Here is a 23,187-nt window from a genome sequence, read left to right as displayed (position 1 = left end):
GTCCGGTAGCTTATCACCCTGCCGCGCCTTGTCAGAGGAATCGCGCCGGTAATGCTTTCTCTGTTCCTTAGGTGGACCTTGGGGCAAAGGATATTGGTATTCAAGGCATAAGCCATGAATGCGCGCCGAGAACTGCCGAGAACCTGAATGACCAACCGATCATCATCGTATCAAAGGCAGTTCCTCTGACAAAGCCGCCCCTCACCGCCCTCGCGATCCTTCTGTTCCTGCTGGCCCTGCGCCGCTCGGGGGAGCGCGCCGGGCGTCTGGCCGAGCGTCTCGAGGGCATGGAGAAATCCGATAATGCACAACGACGGATGCTCGAGGCGGCGGCCCGTCGGCATCGTTCTCGTAACGATCTGGCTGAGCGGCTGCGCGACGGACGCTTCTGACCTCGGCAGCTTCTGGGCCGCCTGTCGTCGAGTACAGCGGGGAGTTCCAGGACGCCGCCAACAAACCTCGTCGCGCCCGCTGACGGCACCTACTTCTTCGGCGCGACAATCATGAACAAGGTCAACGCCAGCACAGCGGCCCGCATGCGCGGCGGCTGGTGCTGAGCGGTGCCACCAAAATCCGCGGCTCCTTCGGCGAAATCTCGGCCACCCACGTCTCGCTGGCCACCGCGATCTGGCTGCAGACCATGGTCCCGCTCACCGCAGGAGATACCGTCGAGCTGCAGGGTTATTTCCGGGTCGCGGACGGCTACTTCGCGTCCGATCACACGTCCTTCTGGGGCTGCAAGATCGGCTGACGCGGACAACACCATGACGCCAGCCCGAGCCCAATCACGTCCGGATGCGCGCGACCGAGGTCGAGGCGATTCTTGCCCGCGCCGACGGGGCACTCGAGGGTCGTCGCTCGCGGCCCAGGTCCGAGGTTCTGCCCGTGTCCCCTGCTCCCCTGACAAGAAGAACTTCCCCAAGACACTGCGTTGGCGCAGGCACCTAAGTCAATGATATCTGAGATATATACCCTGCTTTTTCGACCGCGAGGTGGCTTGGAAAAATAATAACGAATTTAGCGGGGCTGAACGTACTTTGTGTTATCATTAGAAACTTTCCACATTTTTCTTCCAGTGAACTTCGGGCGAGGGTCTTCGGTTGCCGGGACCAATCCAAACTGAGTCAAGTGAGCCGCAAACTCATGGCCTTTCGGAGAACGGCGCTCCAGCGATAAACCTCCCAAAGGGTGGTGGTGCCATCCGGAGCATGGGCGAGAAGTTCTCGGCCAATCCAGTTACCGGCACGGGGTCCATGACCGTGCCCCTCACCACCAGCCCCGGCCGATCAGGGTTCGCGCCTCAGCTATCGCTCTCCTACGATTCGGGCTCCGGCAACGGTCCCTTCGGCTTCGGCTGGAGCCTGTCTGTTCCCGCCATCACTCGAAAGACAGACCGGGGACTGCCGCAGTATCGGGACGCAGAGGAGTCAGACGTCTATCGCCTCTCCGGGGCTGAAGACTTGGTGCCGGTTCTTCAGCCCGACGGCACACGCTTCAAGGACGACACGACCGCCCTGGGCTATGTGATTCACCGCTACCGACCTCGCATCGAGGGCCTGTTCGCCCGCATCGAGCGGTGGACAGATCTCGCGACCGGCGAGATCCACTGGCGCTCGATCACGCGCGACAACGTGACCACGCTGTACGGGAAGGACCACAACTCCCGCATCTTCGACCCGGCTGATCCTCATCCGACACATCCGACGCGCGTGTTCACTTGGCTCATTTGCGAGACCTACGACGACAAGGGCAACGCGATCGTCTACGAGCACACCGCAGAAAACGACGACAACGTCGATCGCGGCCAAGCCAATGAGCGCAACCGCATGCGCACGGCCCACCGCTATTTGAAACGCATCAAATACGGAAACCGTATCTCACGCCTCATCCAGTCGGACCTGACCCAGGCGTCCTGGATGTTCGAAGCGGTCTTCGACTACGACGAGGCCCACTACGAGGAGGTCGGTCTCGACCCGGCCCTACCCGAGGCCGAACAGCACCGATTTGCCCGAGCGTCAGCGTCAGCAGGACGGTCTTGGAAGGTTCGCCTCGATCCCTTCTCCTCCTATCGGGCCGGTTTTGAGGTCCGCACGTATCGCCGTTGCCGTCGCTTCCTGATGTTCCATCACATTCCCGACCTTCCCACGGGCGAGAAGGGCTACGACGGCTTGGTACGGTCGACGGAGTTCGAATACACCGACCTTGACTACAGCCGGCCCGTCGCGATCGAAGACGAACTCGCTCATCAAGGCAGCACCCGCTTCGCTTCGTTCATTCGCGCCGTCACGCAGTCAGGCTACGTGCGGGATGACAATCAGGCCGCAGTCGTGCGCAACGGCGTCGAATACGCCACCTACCTCAAAAAATCGTTGCCGCCGGTCGAGTTCGAATACACCCAGCCCATCGTGCAGGAGTCGGTGCAGGACGTCGACGCCGCAAGCCTCGAGAACCTGCCCGTCGGGCTGGACGGTGCTGCCTACCAGTGGACCGATCTGCATGGCGAAGGCATCCCCGGCATCCTCACCGAGCAGGCCGGTGCCTGGTTCTACAAGCGCAACACCAGCCCTATCAGTGAGTGGCCGGTCGAGTTCGCGTCGTTGGAACGCGTTGCCGCCAAACCCAACCTCGCCCTGGCCGGCGGACAAGCTCAATTCATGGACCTCGCCGGCGACGGCCAGCCCGATCTGGTGGTGCTGGATGGTCCCATGCCTGGGCTCTACGAGCACGACGGCGATGAAGGCTGGCAGCCGTTCCGCCCCTTCGCCTCGCGCCTCAACCGAGACATGCGCGACCCCAACGTGAAGTTCGTTGACCTGGACGGCGACGGCCACGCCGACGTGCTTATCAGTGAAGATGACGCCTTCGTCTGGCACCCTTCCTTGGCCGAGGAAGGCTTTGGCTCAGCGCGCCGGGTCCATCAGTCGCTAGACGACGAAAAAGGCCCTCGCCTGGTATTTGCTGACGGCACTCAGTCCATCTATCTCGCCGACCTCAGCGGCGATGGCCTGACTGATCTGTCGCGCATCCGCAATGGCGAGGTCTGCTACTGGCCGAACCTCGGCTACGGCCGGTTCGGCGGCAAGGTCACCATGGATCGCGCGCCCCATTTCGACCAGCCGGACCAGTTCGATCACAAGCGCATTCGGCTGGCCGACATCGACGGCACTGGGGCCACGGACATAATCTATCTGCACCGCGATGGCGTGCGCCTCTACTTCAACCAGTCCGGCAATAGCTGGAGCGCGCCGCAAACTCTGCAAGTGTTTCCGCGCATGGATGATCTCGTATCGATCGTCCCGATCGACCTGCTTGGCAATGGCACTGCTTGCTTGGTCTGGTCGTCGCCACTCCCAGGCGATGCGCGGCGCCCGATGCGGTACGTTAATCTGATGGGCGCTCAAAAGCCGCATCTGCTAGTCCGGACAATCAACAACCTGGGGGCCGAAACCCGAATCCACTACGCCCCCTCCACCAAATTCTACCTGCAGGACAAACGCGACGGGAAGCCTTGGATCACGCGGCTGCCGTTTCCGGTGCACGTGGTCGAGCGTGTGGAGACCTTCGACCACGTCAGCCGCAACCGGTTCGTCACCCGTTACGCCTACCATCATGGCTATTTTGACGGCGAGGAGCGCGAGTTCCGTGGCTTCGGCATGGTAGAACAATGGGATACGGAACAGTTTGCAGCCTTGGCCGACAGCGATGTACCGGCAGACAACATCAACGCTGAATCGCACGTTCCGCCGGTCCACACCAAGACCTGGTTCCACACCGGGGTCTACCTCGGCCGCAATCATCTTTCCGATTACTTCGCTGGTCTGCTCAACGCGACCGACCAGGGAGAATACTTCCGCGAACCCGGTCTGAAGGACGTTGGAGCCCGAGCGCTGCTGCTACCGGACACGGTGTTACCGGATATGGTGCCGCCTGCGGTCCTGAGCCCCGAGGAAGAGCGGGAAGCTTGCCGCGCGCTGAAGGGTTCAATGCTGCGCCAAGAGGTTTACTCCGATGACGCCGAACTGCCCAACGCGACGGCCGAACAATTCGCGCGCGCGAACACTCCCTACACGGTCACCGAACAGAACTTCACCATCCGCGCCCTCCAGTTTCGAGGCACCAACCGCCACGGAGTCTTCTTCACGCACGCCCGCGAGGCGATCAGCTACCACTATGAGCGCAATCCGGCGGATCCGCGCGTGCAGCACGCGCTCACACTCGAAGTCGATGCCTACGGCAACGTATTGAAGGAAGCCGCGATCGGCTACGGGCGGCGCACCGAAATCCGCGTCCTCGATGCGCTGGGGCACCTGCACCTGGTTCCCAATCCCGGCTTCGCCGGGCTCACTGCCAGTGATCGAGCCAGACAGACCACCGCGCTTATCACCTACACCCAGAACCGTGTCAGCAACGCGATCGACGCGGCTGATGCCCACCGAACCCCGCTGCCGAGCGAGGCCCTCACGTTCGAACTGACCGGCTATACCCCCACCGGAGCCGCCGGCCGCTATCAAGCCTCCGACCTTGTCGAGCCTGATCCTGCCAATCCCAGACTCCTGCGGCACAAATTTGCTGCCCCTGAAGTCGCCTATGAGGCCGCGGCCGCCGGCGACCAACGCCGACGCCCGATCGAATGGCTGCGCACGCTCTACCGCCGCGACGATCTCGGCGGCCTGTTGCCGCTCGGTGAACTGCAGTCGCTCGCGCTTCCTGGAGATAGCTACAAGCTAGCTTTCACACCCGGATTGCTCACTCAGGTCTTCCAACGCCCGCTCGCAAACCAGCTGACCGAAGCATTGCTCCCCAACCCGGCGGCCGTGCTGGGCGGCCAAGCCGGCGACCGGGGCGGCTACGTGCAAAGCCAGACGCTCAAGGCCGTCGGGCTCTTCCCCGCCAGCGATGCCGACGACCATTGGTGGATTGCCTCGGGGCAATCCTTCTACAGCACGGATCCAGCCGACGATTCCGGCACTGAACTTGCGCAGGCCCGACCGGATTTCTTCCTGCCGCGCCGTTACCGTGACCCCTTCGGCCAGGACGCCTTCGTCGACTTCGACGCCATCGACCTGTTGATGGTCGAAACCCGGGACGCGCTCGGCAACCGCGCCACCGTGGACGCGAACGATTACCGCGTCCTGCAGCCGCGCCTCGTCAGCGACCCGAACCGAAATCAGACCGAGGTCGCCTTCGACGCGCTGGGCACGGTGGTCGGTACCGCCGTCATGGGCAAGCCGTTGCCCGCGCCGGCCGAGGGCGACACGCTCGCCGGCTTCGTCACCGATCTCACGCAGGCGCAGCTCGAGGCCATTTTCGCTGCGGTCGCCCCACACACCAACGCCCCCGCATTGTTGCGAGACGCCACGACGCGCATTGTCTATGACCTCGACGGTTTTCGCCGCACGCAGCAGGCCGACCTCAACGACCCGACGAGGTGGCAACCGGCTTGCGCCGCAACGCTCGCCCGTGAGACGCATGCGAGAGGCCCGCTGCCGCCGCAGGGCCTCAAGATCCAGCTCGGCTTCAGCTACTCCGACGGCTTCGGCCGCGAGATCCAGAAGAAGATCCAGGCCGAGCCGGGGTCGGTGATCGAAGGCGATCCGGTCGTTGATCCGCGATGGGTCGGCAGCGGCTGGACCATCTTCAACAACAAGGGCAAGCCGGTCCGCCAGTACGAGCCGTTCTTCAGCGCTACCCATCGCTTCGAATTCGGCGTGCAGGTCGGCGTCAGCCCCATCCTGTTCTACGACCCGACCGAACGCGTCATCGCCACCCTGCACCCGAACCACACCCACGAGCAGGTCGCCTTCGACCCCTGGCAGCAGACAACCTACGACGTCAACGACACCTGCGCGCCGCGCGTCGCTCTGCCGGGCGATTTAAGGCCACCGCAGACCGGCGACCCACGCACCGACCCCGACATCGGCGGCTACGTTGCCGGATACTTCAAGAAGCATCCGGCCACTTGGAACACATGGCACGCGCAGCGCATCGGCGGTGCCCTCGGACAAGACGAACGCAACGCTGCCCTGCGCGCCGAAGCCCATGCCGACACCCCAACCACCGCGCACCTTGACGCGCTGGGCCGCCCCTTCATGACCATCGCGCGCAACCGCGTCGTCTGCGCGGGCCACGACCTCGATGGCACCGAAGACAACTTTGCCACTCGCGTAGAGCTGGACATCGAAGGCAACCAGCGTGCCGTGCTCGATGAACGAAAGCTGCCGATCAACCACCTGCCGACGGGTGCGGTCGAGGAGCGCATCGTCATGCGCTACGCGTACGACATGCTGGGCAACCGCATCCACCAGCTCAGCATGGAGGCGGGAGCGCGCTGGATGCTCAATGATGTGGCCGGCAATCCAATTCGCGCCTGGGACAGCCGCGGCCACAACTTCACGACGCGCTACGAGGCGCTGCGCCGCCCGGCTGACCATACCGTGCGAGGCACCATCGCCAATGGTGAGGCAGCCTCTGACCCACGCACGATGAACCGCAACTTTCTGGTCGACAGGATCGAGTACGGCGAAAGCCTCGCCGACGCGGAAGCGCTCAACCTGCGTACCCGCATCTACCGACATTTCGATTCCGCCGGCCTCGCCACGAACGCCCGGCTCGACGCCAACGACAATCCTACCGAGGCCTATGACTTCAAGGGCAACCTGCTGCGCAGCACGCGCCGCCTCGCCCGCGACTACAAGGCGATTCCGGACTGGCTGCTGCCAGCGGAGCCGCAACTCGATACCGAGTTCTTCGAGGGCAGCACCCGCTACGACGCGCTGAACCGCCCGATCCAATCCATCGCGCCGCACAGCAGCCTAACCCGGGCCCAGCACCCCAACAAGATCAACGTCATTCAGCCCGTATTTAACGAGGCCAATCTGCTGGAGCGGGTGGACGTGTGGCTGGAACGCGCCGCCGAGCCCGCCGCGCTTTTGGATCCTGCCGCCGTGGCCCCGTCACCGGTCGGTGTCGCCAACATCGATTACGACGCCAAGGGCCAGCGCCAGCGCATCGACTACAAGAACGGCGCCAACACCCGCTACAGCTACGATCCGCTCACCTTCCGGCTCACGCAGCTTCTCACCAGTCGCAATGCAGCGGTCTTCCCCGATGACGACCAGCAGCCCCCGGCCGCCGGGTGGCCGGGCCGCAACGCGCAGAACCTGCATTACACCTACGACCCGGTGGGCAACATCACCCATATCCAAGACGATGCCCAGCAGACCATCTACTTCAAGAACAAGCGCGTCGAGCCGAGTGCCGAATACACGTACGATGCCCGCTACCGGTTGATCGAGGCCACGGGCCGCGAACATCTGGGGCAGATCGGCGGTGCGCCGATCCCGCACTCCCACAACGACGCCGGTCGGGTGGGCCTCGACTGGTCAGCCAACGACGGCAAGGCCATGGGCTGCTATATCGAGCGCTACGTATATGATGCCGTCGGCAACTTCCTGCAGATGCAGCATCGCGGCAGCGATCCGGCCCACGCGGCTTGGAAACGCACCTACGCGTACGGCGAACCGAGTCTGATCGAGGACGGCACGGGCGGCGGCCCGCTCAAGAGCAGCAACCGCCTGACCAGAACCACGGTCGGCAGGGCCAATCCCGTCACCGAGATCTACAGTGCCAACGGGAACGGCTACGACGCACATGGCAGCATGCGGCGCATGACACACCTGTCGTTGATGCAGTGGGATTACCGCGACCAGCTCCAGGCCACGGCAAGGCAGGCGGACAACAACGGCGGTACGCAGGAGGCGACCTGGTACGTCTACGATGCCGGCGGTGAGCGTGTCCGCAAAGTGACCGAGCGCCAAGCGCCGGCCGGACAAACACCGAAGCGCAAGCAGGAGCGCCTCTATCTCGGCGGGTTCGAGATTTTCCGTGACTACAACCCCGATGGCAGCTTGAACCTCGAACGCGAGACGCTGCATGTGATGGACGACAGCCAGCGTGTCGCTCTGGTGGAGACGCGCACCGACACGCCGATACCCGAGCGCCTCATCCGCTACCAGTTCGGCAATCACCTCGGTTCGGCCAGTCTGGAGCTGGATCACGATGCGAAGATTATTTCGTACGAGGAATACACGCCGTATGGGAGCACGTCTTATCAGGCGGGGCGTTCGCAGGGGGAGGTGAAGAGAAAGCAATATAGATATACGGGGATGGAGCGGGATGAGGAGAGTGGATTCAGCTATCACTCTGCCCGGTATTACTTGCCATGGCTGGGAAGGTGGGGGAGTGCGGATCCGGCGGAATTGGTGGATGGAGTAAATGTGTACTTGTACTCGCGCAGCACTCCCAGCAATTTAGCTGATCGAAATGGAAGATCCCCCGACGATTCTTCGAAAAAGTCCCCGTGGATGGCAAGTATAAGGCACATTGGAAAAAATAAATGGATGACCACGACTGTACACATTGTCAATGCCTTATTCGATACCATTCCAGGCGGTCGCATAGATCCGAATGGCGATCACCTGCACAAGAGCACCGCAACCACAAGAGCGGACAATGAACGCGACATTGTCGATAGAAAACGCCAGGCGAAGCAGGTGAAAAATGCCAGTGGCAGACTACCAGTTAAGGACTTGGCTCAGAGAAAGAACATAGAAACGCTTAGATCAACTCTTCGTCTGGGACCTGAGCCGACCCGTTGGCCGCACGCGCCCAACATTCCACCTAAGGGCACGCAATTAGGGGAACATATTGATGCAGCCGCAAGTGCGCACGGCATGCGCATTACTGGGCGTGGTCAGAAAGGAAGTGCTACAATTGGCGCTCTGGGAATTTTTGCTATTGCCGGGGCGGCCGGTACTATTCTTGTATCTGAAGATAAACTAGGCGCGACTTTGGAGCTCGCTAAGGAGCACTCAGTTGGCGCAGCGGTAGGTGCCGGGCTTGTTGTCGCATTTGGAAAACGCGCGGGGACTGCTGGTCTTTTTCTCTCGTTATCAACCATGAAGTCGGATCAGGCGCCGCCGAGTGAAAAGCAGTTGCGAAGAGATTATATTCATTCGTTTATTATGCAGAACCTTCCTGCCATCCATGATGCAGCAGGAGGAAACCGAGCATCGTACGCGGAAAAATTACAGAATACGAGATACAAGGACGCTTACGGTCAACTCGAAGCGATTATGGATAGTCCCTATGTTCTAGAAAAGCAATCGCCGTCAGTAAGGTTGTCTCAGACACTGTCACCAGAAAAACAGAATGAGATGCTAAACAATTTGAGAATTCAGATTGACCGGGGTGGACCGGGTGCTGCGTTCAACAGGGCGCGTCATTAATGACTGAAACAAGGTAACGCTCTGTTTTTTTGATGTTCTCTCTGGGCTACATGGTGCTGGAATAGCGACGGCGTCGAACAAGAGGAACGCGACATGTGCCCAGCCTTTGCAAATCAAAACCTGTCCCAGAAGCGAACGATCCTCGTCGGCGGTGGCGTTTCGGTCGGAGACCTGAGCGACGTGGATCGAAAGACGCTCGATGTCAAGCTGAACGCGCCGGCGTTGCCAAAGCGCTCGATAGGCTCGGCAAGAAACTCGACCCGCAGACCGCGCGGGCGCTCGCCGTTGGAAAGACCGAGAGCATCGAAAACGGACGCTGACGAGACAACAAATCACGAAAGCAGGTGACAGGATGAATGAGATCACATTTCCCCTCCGCCTCCGCATGAAGCGTGACACGGTCGCCGATCTCCAAGCCGCTCTGGTCAAGCTCGGCCACGAGGTGAGCGAAGCCGAACGGAGAGATCACCGGTTCGGTACGGGCACACGAGACGCGGTGCGCAAGTTCCAGGCCGACCACGACCTGCCGGCATCCGGCGAAGTCGACGAGGCGACGGCAAATACCTTGAATGTGCTACTGATGGAGCTGGGGCTGCTTGCGCCCGCGGAGGGGTCGAGGGCTTACGTTGTCAGCGGCTCGGTGCGCGACGCGCTGGGCCGGCCGCTGGCGGATGCCGCCGTGGTCCTGAGCCTCGTCACGGTGACAGGGCCGAAACCGCTCGCCGAGGTGCAGAGCGACGCCGGGGGCCGGTTCGCCGTTCGCTACGAACTGCCCGCCGACGCCGGTCGCGCGAACCTCCAGCTTTCCGGGCTGGCGGGCCGGCTGAAGCTGCGCTCGCCCGTCCTTTTCAACGCGCCGCGCGTGGTAACCGGATTCGACCTGATCGCCGAGGCGACGGCCGCCGCCGAACCGCCGCGCTTCACGCGCGAGAGCGAGCGGCTTAAGCCGGCCTTGCGCGCGGCAGGCCTGGACTTCGCCAAGGTGTCGGAGACGCCCGAGGCACCGATGGCCAGCCTGATTGGCGACGCGGCAGGGCTGGCACCGGTGCGGGTGGCGCTGCTGGCGGCCGCCTACCGGATCGAGACTGACAGCGGCAACCAGATCCCGGCCGAGCTCGCTTATGCGCTGGGCTCGCAGGGGATGGGCTTCGGGCCGGCGTCGCTGGCGGCGACGCCCGAGGACGACGTGGTCGCAGCGGTCGAGGCGGCGGCCGAGCAGGGGCTCGTGCGCCCTGAGGTCGCCGACGCTGTCGCCCCGGCCGCGAAGGCGGCGCGGGCGCAGCAGGTGGCGGCGGCGGCCGACAGTCTGCGCGGCTCGGCGATGGGCGACATCCTCGCCGGCGCGACCGATGCCGACACACGCAACGCCTTCTTCAAGTTGCTTCCGCAGTTCCCCGGCGACCATGACGGGTTCTGGAACGCGGTGGCGGCCGATGGGGCGCTGGGACCCGTCGAGAGGCAGCTGCGCTTCGCACTGGAGGCGACGATGCTGACCGGGGCGCATCCCCCGGCGGCGCGGATGCTGGTCGCCATGCTCGCCAGCGGAGATATCGCTGATGTCGACGAGCTGGCGGCATGGACCGCGGACACCTGGGTGGCGCGGATGCGCACCGGGCGGGTTCGGCCTCCGAACCTGCCGGGCGGCGGGGACGTGAACGCCCGCCGTCGCGCCTATGCGCAGGGCATTGACCGGGTTGTCGAAGCGACGCGGCCGCGGCTCTATCTACGCCACAATGTGGAACGTAGCGCGCTGCCAGAGCGCGGCCGGATCGTCGAGTTCCTCGACAGGGCGACGGATTTCGTGCCGCAGCGCGGGCATCTCGCGAACTACCTGACCGCAAACCCGCCGCTTGCGCGGATCCTCGACAAGGCGGCGCTGGAGCAACTCAGCGGGCTCCACAGGGTACTGCGCGTGGCGCGCCGCGCAGGGCCGGCGCTGGCGCTGGTCGCGGACGGGTTCGACTCGGCGCACAAGATCGTGGGCATGGGGCCCAAGGCCTTCGCCAAAACCTACGGAGACGCCTTTGGCAGTAACGCGATCGCGCTGCAGGCCAAGGCGGCGGCGGACTCGACGGTGATGGCGGCGGCCGAACTATACCTCGCAGGGTCGGGCGCGACCACGGCGGACGGGATCGCAGTGATCCCGCAGGGCGCGGCCGATGCGCCCGCCTTCCCCAATTGGCCGGCGCTGTTCGGGGCCGAGGATTCCTGCGGCTGCAAGCATTGCCGCTCGGTCACCAGCCCCGGTGCATACCTGGTCGACGTGCTGCGGTTCTTCGGCAACCGGCCGTCGCTTTTGGCAGGGCAGAGCGCGCTCGACACGTTGCGGGCGCAAGACCGGCGGCCGGACCTGACCGAAATCGAGCTGACCTGTGCAAATACCGAGGTGGTGCTGCCCTATATCGACCTCGTCAACGAGGTGCTGGGCGACAGTGTGGCGCCGCTGCCGCCGTTCCAGCCCGCGCAGGTGGCCGGGCCGGTCGAGACGGTGCCGGGCAGCGACCGAATGACGCCGGCATTCCTGGGCCGGTTGAACACTGCGCTGGGGCTCGACGTCGCGCCGAGGGACGCCTTCTCGGTCGATGCCGGGGCGGCGCTGGTTTCCGTTACAGAGGGGCGGCCGTGGCAGAGCGCGCGCCCTGCGTGGCGGATTGAGGATCGGATCGCGAGCTACACGATACGGACCCGCGAGAACGGCGAGTTCTGGATCGAGACCCGGACCCGCAGCACCCTCGGGCCCACGGCCGAGCGGCTCATCCGTCCGCAATACGAGAACCCAGTCGGAGCGGCGCGGATCGGTGGAGCGTTCTATCCTTGGAGCTTGCCCTTCGACCGGCCACGCGACGAAGCGCGGGCGGGGCTGGAGTCGGTCCGGCGCAAGCTGTCCGGGGTGCTTGAAACCTTCGCCCCCGGCGCCCCGGGGGCCCGACGGAGCCGCGACGACGTACTGGTCGAGCGGCTGGGGCTGACACCGGCTGACAAGCCTGCCGTGACTTGGGCCGCCGACCCCCGCTGGCCGGCGCTCGACCCGGCGGCGCCGTGGCGGATCTGGGGCTTCGCCGCTGAAACCGCCACCGCAGCCAACCCGGCCGAGGACCCCGAGGACCCGGCCAACCCGATCACCGACGGCCGGACATGGCACCGTATCCTGTCGGATCGGCTCGACATTCTGCTGGAACGCGGGCGACTTGAGGCGGGGCAGGTGTTGGCGCTACTCGACACCCATTATGTGAACCCACCGGACACGGGGGGCCGGGCGCTGGCGCTGGTGTCAACCAACGCGCAAGACCCGGCGATCTGCCGGGCGCGGGATCTTTCTATCGCGGGGCTGGACGCCGCTGCCGCAGTGCGGATCGCGCGGATTATGCGCCTGTCGACGCGGTCCGGGCTGACCCCACGCGAGATCGACCAGGCGATGCGGGCGCTGGGTGTCGCCGAGTTGGACGAGGCGTTCCTGCACGCCCTGTCGCGGGTTGTGGCCCTGCGGGCGCGGCTCGGCACCCGCTGGCAGGCGCTTTGCGCCATGCTGATCCCGCTCAATCCGGCGCGGCTCGCGCGCTACTGGCATCCGGTGGGTGCCGAGCGCTCGGTCGACCATGGCGAAGATGACACGGAGATGGCTCTGAGCTTCTACCAGAGCCTGACTGCGCCCGGGAAAGGTGCCGCGGGTGACTGGTTCCCGCGCGATCCTGGTGGGCTTGCAGCGCTCGGTCTTGCCGACGGTGCAACGGCGCTGGCTGCCGCCATCGGTGTGCCGGCCGGGACGGTGACGACGTTGCTCGGCGATCTGGCGGTGATGCCGGCCGCGCAGGCCGGCGGCACAGATACAAGCGGCAGCCTTGAGCAGCTGGCGCGGATTCACCGCCATGCCGAGCTCGCCCGCCGCCTGAGGCTCGCGCCCGCGAACTACTTGCGCGCACTGAGGCTGTGGGATCGGGACCCCTTCGCGACGCCTGCGCGGTTGCAGGAATTTGTCGCCGCGCTCGACGAGGCCGAGGCCTCGCGGATCTCGGTCGAGGCCATCGCGACGCTGTGCCGGGGGGAAACCGACGCTGCGCCGGAGACGCTCGCTCGGGCCGACACGGCGCTCCTGTCCGGGATCCGTGCGGCGCTGGCGGCGGTGGCGGCCGAGAACGCCTTTATCGAGTTGGATGCGCAAGAGGAGGCACCGACGCTCGATCCAGACGGTGCGGTGACGGCGGCGAAGCTTGCCGCGATCGAGCTGCCCGAGCCCCTGGTCGCCGCGGCCATCAACGCGCTGAGCGACAGCGTAGAGCGGCGCGCGACCGACCCGGCGATCCCAGCCAATGTCCTTCCCGCTGCGATAGCGCTTGCCGACTACCGGGTTGCCCTGGCGGCGGTGCCGGTGGGCGTGGACCCCGCGGCGTTGACCGGCGGCGCGGTCTCCCTTGCGGCGGGCGAGCTGATCGCAACGCGGGGTCTGTCGGCAGCCGAGCGGGACGTGTTGACGGGCGCCGACCCCGATCCGGCCTGGCGCGCGGCGCTGGTCGCGCTTTACGCGCTGCAGGACCGGCTGGCGGGACGCGCCCGCTACGACGCGGCGACGCAGACTCTGACCTTCACCGGGTTGATGGACGCCACTTGGCGGGCGCATTTAGACGCGGTCAGCGGCAATCTGGCCTGGAAAGGAGTCGTCGCCGCGCTCCACGACCGGCCACGCCGTGCGCTGCGGCAAGTGCTGAAGGCCTGGCGTCCGGCTCCGGTGCGCCAGCCGCTGCCGACCGGCCTGCCGGTGACGCTGTCGCCCTCGCTGGCCGGCCGGCTGGGATTCGACAGCTCTGTCAACCCGCCCGAGCTGCGCCTGACCGGGCCGCTCTTGGCGGAGGAGGTCGCCGCGCTGCATGCCGCCGCGGCGGGCGGTGCCGCGGACACGGCGGCCTTCCGGAACGCCGTGTCCGCGCTTGCGCAGGCCGTCGACGCCGCGGCTCCCGCGGCGGCGGACGCGCTGCTCGACGCCGCCGCGGTCGATGCCATCACGGCCCAGCCAGTCCCGGCCGCCGAGCATTTCCGCCTGCTGCTAGGCGCGCTGATGCCGCGGGTGCGCGACATCCTGACCGCGCGGACATTGACGAACCTGCTGGTCGAGGGCCTCAGGCTCGACGGCCCCACGCTGGACTACCTCTCCGGGCAGTCGCTGACTGCCGGGGTGCCGGCGCATCCGGTCGAAGCGCACCTCCGGGCGCCGGGGTTCGTTTCTTCGCCCGCGGGGCTGGTCCCGAACCCGACGGCGTTCCCGGACCAGCATGCGGCGCTCCGCAAGCTGCGACAGGGTGTGCGGCTGGCGACTGTGCTGTCGATCCGGCGGCCCGATCTCGAGCTGATGGCGCGTTTTGCCGGCTGGCCCGCGCTCGACGCGCTGCCGGGCACCCCGGTCGCCGCCAACGCGGCCGCGCCTTTTCCGGCGGCAACGTTGGCGCGCTTCGTCGAATACGCCGCGGCGCGCGACCGGATCCCGGGCGGGCGCGAGACGCTGACCGCAATCTTGGACGCCGCCTCTGCGCCGGGAGCAGGCGCGGCCGAGGTCGCCTCGGCAACCGCTGCGCGTACTGGTGTCGTGGCGGGCGAAATCGCAACGCTTGTCGGTCCGGGCAATCTGGCGCTCAACTTGCCGGCCGACATCCTCGCGGGTACCGGCCTCTTCCGGTTGACCGAGGCATTGGACGCGCTGGCGCGGATAGGGATCGGCGCGAATGACATCGCCGGGCTGCGCGAAGCGCAGATGACGCCCGAAACGGGTCGGGCCGTCACCGCCGGAATTGCCCGCGGCATGGCGCCGGGGCAATGGCGCGAGGACGGGAGGGCATTGTCGGATCGTTTGCGCGTCGCCACGCGCGACGCCTTCCTCGATTACCTGATCGCTCGTGGCCGCCCGGCCGAAATGGGTCTGCCCACCCGCCGCTGGCGGGACGCGGCCGAGCTGTTCGGGCACCTACTGATCGACGTCGAGATGGGTGCCTGCATGGAGACGTCGCGCCTTCGCCAGGCGATGTCGTCGGTTCAGCTTTTCGCACAGCGCTGCCAGCTTGGCCAGGAACTGCAGGTCGCCGCCGATGTGTCGGTCGACGACGGCTGGGAACAGTGGAGCCTAATGCGCACCTACAGGCTCTGGGAGGCCAATCACAAGGTCTTCCTGTGGCCCGAGAATCTACTGCGCCCGGAATTCATGGACGTGAAATCGCCTCTGTTCCGCGAGATCGAAGGCGCGCTGGGACAGGGGGAGGTCAGCATCGAGGGCGCGGCCCGCGCGATGCTCGGCTACCTTGAAGGGCTGAAGAAGATCGCCCGCATGGAGCCCCTGTCGATGGCCGTCGAGTCGAGGGCCGTCGAATCGCGGGGCGAGCGCAAGACGCACCATGTCGTCGCCGCCACCCGCGGCGCGCCACGGACGCTGCACTACCGCTATCGTGAGGACACCAGGATCTGGAGCCCGTGGGAGCCGGTGGAGCTTGAGATCACCTCGGACCACGTGCTCCTGCATGTCTGGCAGTCGCGGGTTTTCCTGTTCTGGCTCGATTTCCAGCGCATCGCCGAGGATGGCAAGATGTCTGGCAGTCAGATCGTGTCCAGCCAGCGCTTCGATGTGCGACTGGGGTGGAGCGAGCTGACTGACACCGGCTGGACCGAACAGCGCCAGTCGGCGGCGGTCCTGTCCCCGGGCATCACCGGTGCCTGCAAGACGCCGCTCGACCACCTGTTCCGGATTTCCGAGGATATCGACGGGGCGCTGTGGGTCCGGCGGCGGCAAGCCGGGTCGGCGATGGACGACTACCAATTCGCCGTGAAGACCGGGACACATCGCAGCCGGGTGGCACCCGAGACCCAGGTAGCGGTAGACGATCATCAATCCTGGGGCTTTCGCATCGAATATCCGCACGCGGAGCCGGAAGTCGAGGCGACGACGTTCTTTAATCTCCCGGATCCTGCGCTGCCCGCAACCTACCGGCGCTCGGGGCAGGAGGCCGCGCGTGTCAGCGATCAGGCTTACGTATTGAAGCTGCCGTTCAACTACGAAGGCCAGGCCGCAGTCCTCGAAAATGTGCGCCGGACCTTGCGGCTGGCGCACTCGCCCGACCTCTCGCGCACTTCCTACGAGACCGAGGCCTTTCTCGCTGCAGATCGGCGGCTGAGCTTCTTCGTCACCCCGCGCGCGAAGTTCGTGATCGGTCCGATCTGGGTCGGGCCGAAGGTGATGGATGGTGTCTGGGACCTTGTGGAATCATCGAGGGATGATCCGCGGACCTGGCAGATCGATCCAGACGATCCCTTCGCTTCGCGAGGCCCCACCCTGGCGGAACTGCCGATTGCCGACATCGATCCCGACGGCGTGCCACTGGTCAACCCGGTGCGCGCGTTCGGCCACATGACCGACCGTGCGATGCAGGGCGGCGCGCAAGGCGGGATGCTGGCCTTCGAAGGCAATCCCTATGCCGCGGCCGCCGCGGCAATCCGCACCGAGATCGAGGGCGCTAGCACCATGCACGCCACCGCGGACAAGGCGGTCGCCCGCCGTAACGCGGTGACTGGCGACTCGATCCTCGACGCGATCGGGCTGACTGGCCTGCTGCCCCAGTCCCCGCCGGAGACGCGCGCCTTCACGCTAGACGGAGAAGGCGGGCAGGCGCCGATGATGCGCTGGGGCGGGGATACTGAGGCGGAGACGGTGCTCGCCTCCTACGACGCCTCGTCGAAATACGGCTGGACTGTCGAGGGCGCCAAAGTCGGCGGTCACAGCCTCACCCGCTGGACCGATCGCAGCTATCTGTTCGCCCCATTCTACCACCCCTATCCGGACACGCTGATCCACGTGCTGCGGGGGCGCGGGGTCGAAACGATGGTAAGCCGCGACGTGCAGTTACGCCCTCACGCCTACCGGCCGATCCAGCCCGGAAGCGCGCTGAACTACCGCAGCCATTACAACTCCGTGGACGGGCGTGCCGTGTGGCACGAGCCCACCGAGTCACTCGATTTCGACTACGACGCAGCCTACGCGGTCTACAACTGGGAGCTCTTCTACCACGTCCCGATGCTGATCGCCCAGCGGCTGGCCGACAGTCAGCGGTTCGACGCGGCTTTGCGTTGGCTGCAGATGATCTTCGATCCGACAGACCAGTCGGGCCACGTGACGATGTCCGATGGCTCCCAGCCGGCGGTCGGCACTGCGCGACACTGGCAGACGAAGCCCCTGTTCCTGAACTCCCTGCCAGGCCCGGGCGGCAGCGACAGCACCGTCCACCGCGAGCGGATCGAGCGGATCCTGACTGTTCTGGCCGCCGACGCAGCGCCAGACCGCGACCAGCGGCTGACGTCGGCCGACGAGCAGGACCTGGGACGGTTCAAGGACCAGATCGAGGAGATGCGCAGAAAGCCGTTCCGACCCTATGCCATCGCCCGGCTGCGCACCACGGCCTACCAGCGCGCGACGGTGATGACCTATGTGAAGATTCTGATCCGTTGGGGCGACCAACTGTTCCGCCGCGACACTATGGAGACAGTCAACGCGGCCACGCAGATTTATCTGCTCGCCGCCTCTTTCCGGGGCCGGGCGGGAGCGGTGATGCCTCCGCGCGCAGTGGCCGCGCCGCAGACCTTCGCTTCGCTCGAGCCACGGCTCGACACCACTGGCAACGCACTGGTCGAGATCGAGGCCTTCGTCACCCCTTCGGCTGCGCCCGAGCCATTGCCGCTGCCCGGTCTCGCGCCGCCGGCGATGATGGCTTTCTGCGTGCCGCGGAATGACAAGCTTGACCAGATGTGGGAGGAGGTCGGCGACCGGCTGTTCAAGATCCGCAACTGCCAAAACATTGAAGGGGTGGAACGCAAGCTGGCTCTGTTCGAGCCGCCCATCGACCCCGAGCTTCTGGCCCGCGCGAGCGCGGCCGGCCTAGACATCGACGCCACACTGGCGATGAGCGGCGGCGCGGCACCGCGGCACCGATTCCGGTTCCTGATTGACCAGGCTGAGGCGCTGGCCGGGGAGGTGAGCCGGCTGGGCGCCTCGCTGCTCTCCGCACTTGAACACAAGGATGCCGAGCATCTGTCACAGCTGCGCCAGCGTCACCAGGTGCAGATATACGAACGCGCCGAGGCCTTGCGCGAATTGCAGCTCGATGAGGCGGAGGCAAACCTCGAGACCCTGCGCGCCCGCCGATTAGTGGCGCTGGAGCGATTCCGTCAGTTTCGCCGCCTTCTGGGCGAGGAGGATCTCTCCGATCCCGCCGAAGGTGCCGATGTGTCGATCGCCGAGGCGCGCGAAGATACCGCCACGCACAATGCGCAGGTCTTCCGGTTGATCGCCGGGATGCTCGCCCAGATCCCTGGCGCGACCAAGGCGACCTCGGGGCTTGATCTCGACGGGATCCCGGTCAACGAGTACGAGGATTTCGAACTGGCGCTGAGTACGGTCAGCCAGCAGTTCGCGCTGGGCGCCAGCGCCTACGACGTGCTGTCAGGCATCGCCCACAGCGTGCCGAACTTCAATATTGAGCCCTGGGGGGTTGGACCAACCTTCGGCGGCTCAAACGTCGGCTCGGCCCTTTCGGCGAAGGCCTCGACGGCGCGCGGCATCTCGAACGCCGTCGCCTTCGGTGCCACGCTGGCGGGCAGGGCCGGGCAGTTCGCGCTGCGCGCCGACGACTGGATCCACCAGCGCAACCTTGCCGCGCGCGATATTATGGCGACAGACCGTGAGATCCTCGCCACCGAGATCCGCCGGCAGGTCGCGAAACACGAACGCGAAAGTCAGACCACCCAGCGCGAAGAGGAGGAGGTCTACGAGGACGCGCTGCGCGAGAAGTTCACCAACGATGCGCTATATACGTGGATGGTCGGCCGCCTGTCGGACCTGCACTTCCGGATGCACCAGTTGGCCCATGACTGGGCGCTTCGCGCCGAGCGCGCGGCGCAGATCGAGCTGCACCGCCCGCAACTTTCCCATATCCGCTTCGGCAACTGGGACGGTCTTCGCAAGGGGCTTCTCGCTGGCGAAAGCCTCGCCTCGGACATCCGCCACCTGCGCATGGCCCATGCCGAGTACGACCTCCGCGAGGAGGAAATGGTTAAGCATGTCTCGCTGGCACGACTCGACCCCGAGGCGCTGGTGCGGCTACGCGAGACGGGACGGGCCGAGTTCTCGATCCCCGAGGCGACCTTCGACCTCGACGTGCCGGGGCAGTACCTACGGCGGATCCATTCCGTGGCGGTGACGCTGCCCTGCGTGTCCGGCCCCTATACCGGGGTCCATTGCCGGATGACGCTGCTCCGCAGCACGGTACGGACCTCGACCCGCCTGATGGGAGCGCAGCGCCGCTACGGGCGGATCATCGACGGCGACGATCCGCGGTTCATGGATCGGATGACGCCCACCGACAGCATCGTCACCAGTTCCGCCCAGAACGACACCGGGCTGTTCGAGGACGATCCCGCCGACCAGCGGCTGAGACCCTTCGAGGGGGCGGGTGCCATCGGCGACTGGCGGGCCGAACTGCCGACTGCGATGCCAGCCTTCGACCAATACACGATATCGGATCTTGTCATGCGTGTCCGCTACACCGCCCGCAATGGCGGAGACCTGCTGCGCAAAGCTGCCGAGAGCGAACTGGCCGAGGCGCTGAACGCGGTCTCCGATGCGGCGGGCGGGACCGGGCTGATGCGGCGGATTAGCCTGCGCCACGAGGCGTCGACGGCCTGGGCGGCCTTCGTCCAGCGTCCGGTGGGCACACGTAACAACATCGCGCTGCCTCTCGACCGGACTCTACTGCCCTATTTCATCGCCGATCGGGCGGTTGAGATCACCGGGCTCGCGGTGCTGCCGCGGCTTGGCCGCGACCGATACGGCGACTATCGGGACAGCCTTTCAGGCAGCCTCCGCCCGCCGGGCGAAGTTGATGCGAACGCGGCGGTGCTGGCCTTTAATCCGTGGCTGGTGCCCGTTCTTCGTGCGGATTGGGCAGGCGTGGTCGACATCAACCTGCGCGCGCCGGGCGGCGGTGATCCTCCAACATGGCTCCTGAGCCTCTGGCGGACGATGCCGGCCGAGCAACCCTTGGAGCCCGATGCACTGGAGGATGTGGAGTTGATCCTGCGCTACCGGCTGGCTTGAGCCGGAGGCCGACGCTCGGGAAGCAAAAGCTAAAGAGTTGCCGCTGAACAAGGCGATTACGCCACGAGGTTGCGGTTTTGACGCGAGTTGCCGGGCTCTGAGGCCCCGAGGAACGCCGCGATGAGCAGTGTCAAAAGGGCCTTGAGGTGGGCGAGGATCTTCCGGATGTTGTGGCCGCAGGCGCACAGGACTGCGAAAATGGCGTCGCCGGCCGACCCTTTGAGCGCACAGCGGGCGAGGCGGCCGTCGGTCTTCATGTGGCCGATCTCGGGCTCGATGGCGCTTCGACGTCGGAGCAGTTTCGCCAGCGTCGGGGTGAGGCCTCGGCGGGTGCCACTGATCAGCACGCGGGTGGTCTCGACGCTGTGGCCGCGATAGCCGCGGTCGACCACGGCGAGGCTGGGGCGGCGGTCGGTCAGGATCTCGACCTGCTCCAGCGCCTCGGCGAGCGTGTGGCCGTCGTAGGGATTGCCCGGCAGGGCGCGCATGCCGACCACGAACCCCTCGGTGAGGGTTGTGGCGAGGCTGACCTTGGTGCCGAACTCGTAGCGGACCCGGGGGCATTGTCAGAGGAATCGCGCCAAGATAGCCTTCTTTGCTCCTTCGGTGGGCGCTGTGGTAAAGAAAATTGATATTCAAGGCAAAAGCCATGAATGCGCGCCGAGGAACTTCGCAACCAACCAGTCATCAGGCTATCACAATAGTTTCTTCTGACAAGGCCGGCCTGTCTCCTGAAGATCCGACGCGCCCATCGTTCGCAGCGCGGCACCGTAGGAGCGCAGCCGGTCGGTCACCATCACTTCCGGTGAACCGTGCCGCCGCATCGCTTTCTTCAGGAATTTCAGCGCCGCCTTGCGGTCCCGGCGCTTTGTGACAAAGGATTCCAGCACCTCGCCTTCGTGATCCACCGCCCGCCAGAGGTAGTGCAACTCGCCGTTTATCTTCACGAACATCTCGTCGAGGTGCCACCGCCAGTGCTGGGAGGACCGCATCCGTTCGACGCGGCGCCGGCGGATCTCGCCGGCGAACATCGGACCGAACCGGTTCCACCAGAACCGCACCGTCTCATGGCTGATCTCGATGCCGCGCTCGTGGAGCAGGTCCTCCACGTTGCGCAGCGAAAGCGGAAAACGAATGTACAGCATCACCGCAAGACGGATGATTTCGGGGCTCGTCTTGAAGTAGCGGAAGGGGCTCGGTTTGGGCATCCGAGGAAACTACGCGACCGACCTGCGCCACTCAAGGAAGTTTATCTGACACCGCCCGCGCTCCTGCGCGGGAGCCGCCCACTCGCCGAGCTGCTCGTCCCCCGTTGAGAAAGTCCCGGAATGGCGCGAGCGGCATCCCGCGCCCGGGACTATCCGGGCGGCGGCCCCGGCCGCCCTACGCTGAAACCGCCCGAAGAATGCGCTCGAGCACCGGCCGGTTGGCAGCAACGAAGCCTTCGCCCGTGCGCCGCAAGGCCTCGATGTTTTCCGGCGTGGCATTGTCCATGTCGGCGACGGCGCCATGGCGCAGCCTGGGCTGAACCCGGATATAGGTCAGCTCCGGCATCACTCTGAGCAGTGACCGGTTCAGGGCGCCAGGCGCGACCGAAAGGGTCTGGGAGATCGTCGCCGCAAGCGACCCCCAGCCGCAGGTTGTCGCGATGTGGGCGACGCTGTGGGCCGCCTCCGGAATGTGGCGCTCGCCGGAACCCAGCGAGACGAGGACCATCGGCGTCTTGCCGCCGGACATGGCCCGTCCCATCGTGTAGCCGACCATCGCCGGGTCGTCGGCGACCAATCCCCCATCCACGCAGTAGATCACGCCTCCGCCCGGAGCCGGGTAGCGCAGACCCGGAAAGAATGTGGGCGCCGCCGAGGTGGCGCGCGCCACCACCGCCATTTCCGGATCGCCGAGATGCGACGAGACGATCCCGCCTCCCTGGAAGATCAGTGGCTCCTTGCGCACGAAGTCGCAGCTGACCACGGCGACCGGCTTGATCGCCTGCGACAGGCGAACGGTACCGAATTCACGCCGCAACTCCTCCTCGAGCGGCGCCGCCGGATAGCGCGCGTTCCCCTGCTTTCCGCGGCCGCCGAAGGGCGCGAAGGTCTGCGCGAGATTTGGGGCGCCAAACGCGCTTTCGACCCGGTCCCGGTGTCCCGCCGGATTCGCGAACGGCGGCCGGACGCCGAACTGAGCCTCGCACGCGTTCTTCTGGGGTTCGACAAGCCCGACTCCGCCGAGCGGAAAGATCCGCGGGCCGCGATCGAGGTAAAGCGAGCGGATATACGCGGCGCTGCGCGGCGGCTCTCCCGGCTGCGGGCACACGAGGCCCATGGCCATGATCCCACCGGTGCCCGTGCCCGCAAATCCGTCGAAAAGCGTGTGAATCGGGCGCCCGGCCATTTCTTCCAGTGCGGCGAGAAGGGTCGCCGGGATGATGCCGCGGATTCCGCCCCCGTCGATCGAAAGTATCCGCATGCCGCTTCCCGCGTAGAGGCAAAGATCCCGCCGATACTGCCGCGGGGCCGCGAGTGATGCAATATGTCCTGCGCGCCGCGATCTTCAAGCTCACGCTTCAGAACTCCAGGCCTCCCTTCCGTGCGTTCGTGCCGGGCAGGCCCGCACGGGAAGGAGCCCTCACAATGGATACCATGACCGCCGCCTGCAAGGCGCTGCCGCATCTCCTGACTTGTGCTGTCATTTGTGGACGGCTCCGGTTTTGCAAGGGTTTTCTTGAGCGGCGTGATCGAAGCAGGTTGCGGTCATTTGTCCGGCCTGTTTGCGCGGTAC

At 65.6% G+C, this 23,187-nt stretch carries 6 protein-coding genes and 1 pseudogene; 4 read left to right on the top strand and 3 right to left on the bottom strand.

The window, feature by feature from the left end:
• Window positions 1–158: 158 nt before the first annotated feature.
• The 4 genes from IM708_RS17065 to IM708_RS17050 all read left to right on the top strand — a co-directional run bounded on the left by IM708_RS17065 (window position 159) and on the right by IM708_RS17050 (window position 20,406).
• Window positions 159–392 carry a hypothetical protein gene (locus IM708_RS17065; protein ID WP_348524993.1) on the top strand — a complete coding sequence of 78 codons (234 nt, stop codon included), beginning with the start codon at window positions 159–161 and terminating at the stop codon, window positions 390–392.
• A gap of 158 nt (window positions 393–550) precedes the next feature.
• On the top strand, window positions 551–751 hold the full coding sequence (locus tag IM708_RS17060; protein ID WP_245243282.1) for a hypothetical protein: 201 nt from the start codon (window positions 551–553) through the stop codon (window positions 749–751).
• Between the two features lie 457 nt (window positions 752–1,208).
• Window positions 1,209–9,287, top strand: a complete 8,079-nt coding sequence (locus IM708_RS17055; RefSeq protein WP_209427789.1) for a SpvB/TcaC N-terminal domain-containing protein — start codon at window positions 1,209–1,211, stop codon at window positions 9,285–9,287.
• A gap of 352 nt (window positions 9,288–9,639) precedes the next feature.
• Complete coding sequence (locus IM708_RS17050; protein ID WP_209427788.1) at window positions 9,640–20,406, top strand: neuraminidase-like domain-containing protein; 10,767 nt, start codon at window positions 9,640–9,642, stop codon at window positions 20,404–20,406.
• A 56-nt stretch (window positions 20,407–20,462) separates the two neighbouring features.
• Here the strand turns inward: IM708_RS17050 and IM708_RS17045 are convergent.
• From IM708_RS17045 to IM708_RS17035, 3 genes and pseudogenes are all read right to left on the bottom strand, one after another.
• Window positions 20,463–20,963, bottom strand: a pseudogene (locus IM708_RS17045) (transposase); the annotation flags it as partial.
• A 138-nt stretch (window positions 20,964–21,101) separates the two neighbouring features.
• On the bottom strand, window positions 21,102–21,614 hold the full coding sequence (locus IM708_RS17040) for an IS6 family transposase (protein ID WP_280860883.1): 513 nt from the start codon (window positions 21,612–21,614) through the stop codon (window positions 21,102–21,104).
• Between the two features lie 175 nt (window positions 21,615–21,789).
• Window positions 21,790–22,875, bottom strand: a complete 1,086-nt coding sequence (locus IM708_RS17035) for a patatin-like phospholipase family protein (RefSeq protein ID WP_209427787.1) — start codon at window positions 22,873–22,875, stop codon at window positions 21,790–21,792.
• Between the last annotated feature and the right edge of the window lie 312 nt (window positions 22,876–23,187).

The organism is Pararhodobacter sp. SW119 (assembly GCF_017811755.1).
GTDB lineage: Bacteria > Pseudomonadota > Alphaproteobacteria > Rhodobacterales > Rhodobacteraceae > Pararhodobacter.
The sequence above is the reverse complement of the archived record's forward strand: the minus strand, read 5'-3'. Positions and strand labels throughout refer to the sequence as shown.

Excerpts from the sequence above, each read along its gene's own strand:
- IM708_RS17055 (WP_209427789.1), top strand. The coding sequence starts at position 1,209 with ATGGGCGAGAAGTTCTCGGCCAATCCAGTTACCGGCACGGGGTCCATG.
- IM708_RS17050 (WP_209427788.1), top strand. The coding sequence starts at position 9,640 with ATGAATGAGATCACATTTCCCCTCCGCCTCCGCATGAAGCGTGACACG.
- IM708_RS17040 (WP_280860883.1), bottom strand. The coding sequence starts at position 21,614 with ATGCCCAAACCGAGCCCCTTCCGCTACTTCAAGACGAGCCCCGAAATC.
- IM708_RS17035 (WP_209427787.1), bottom strand. The coding sequence starts at position 22,875 with ATGCGGATACTTTCGATCGACGGGGGCGGAATCCGCGGCATCATCCCG.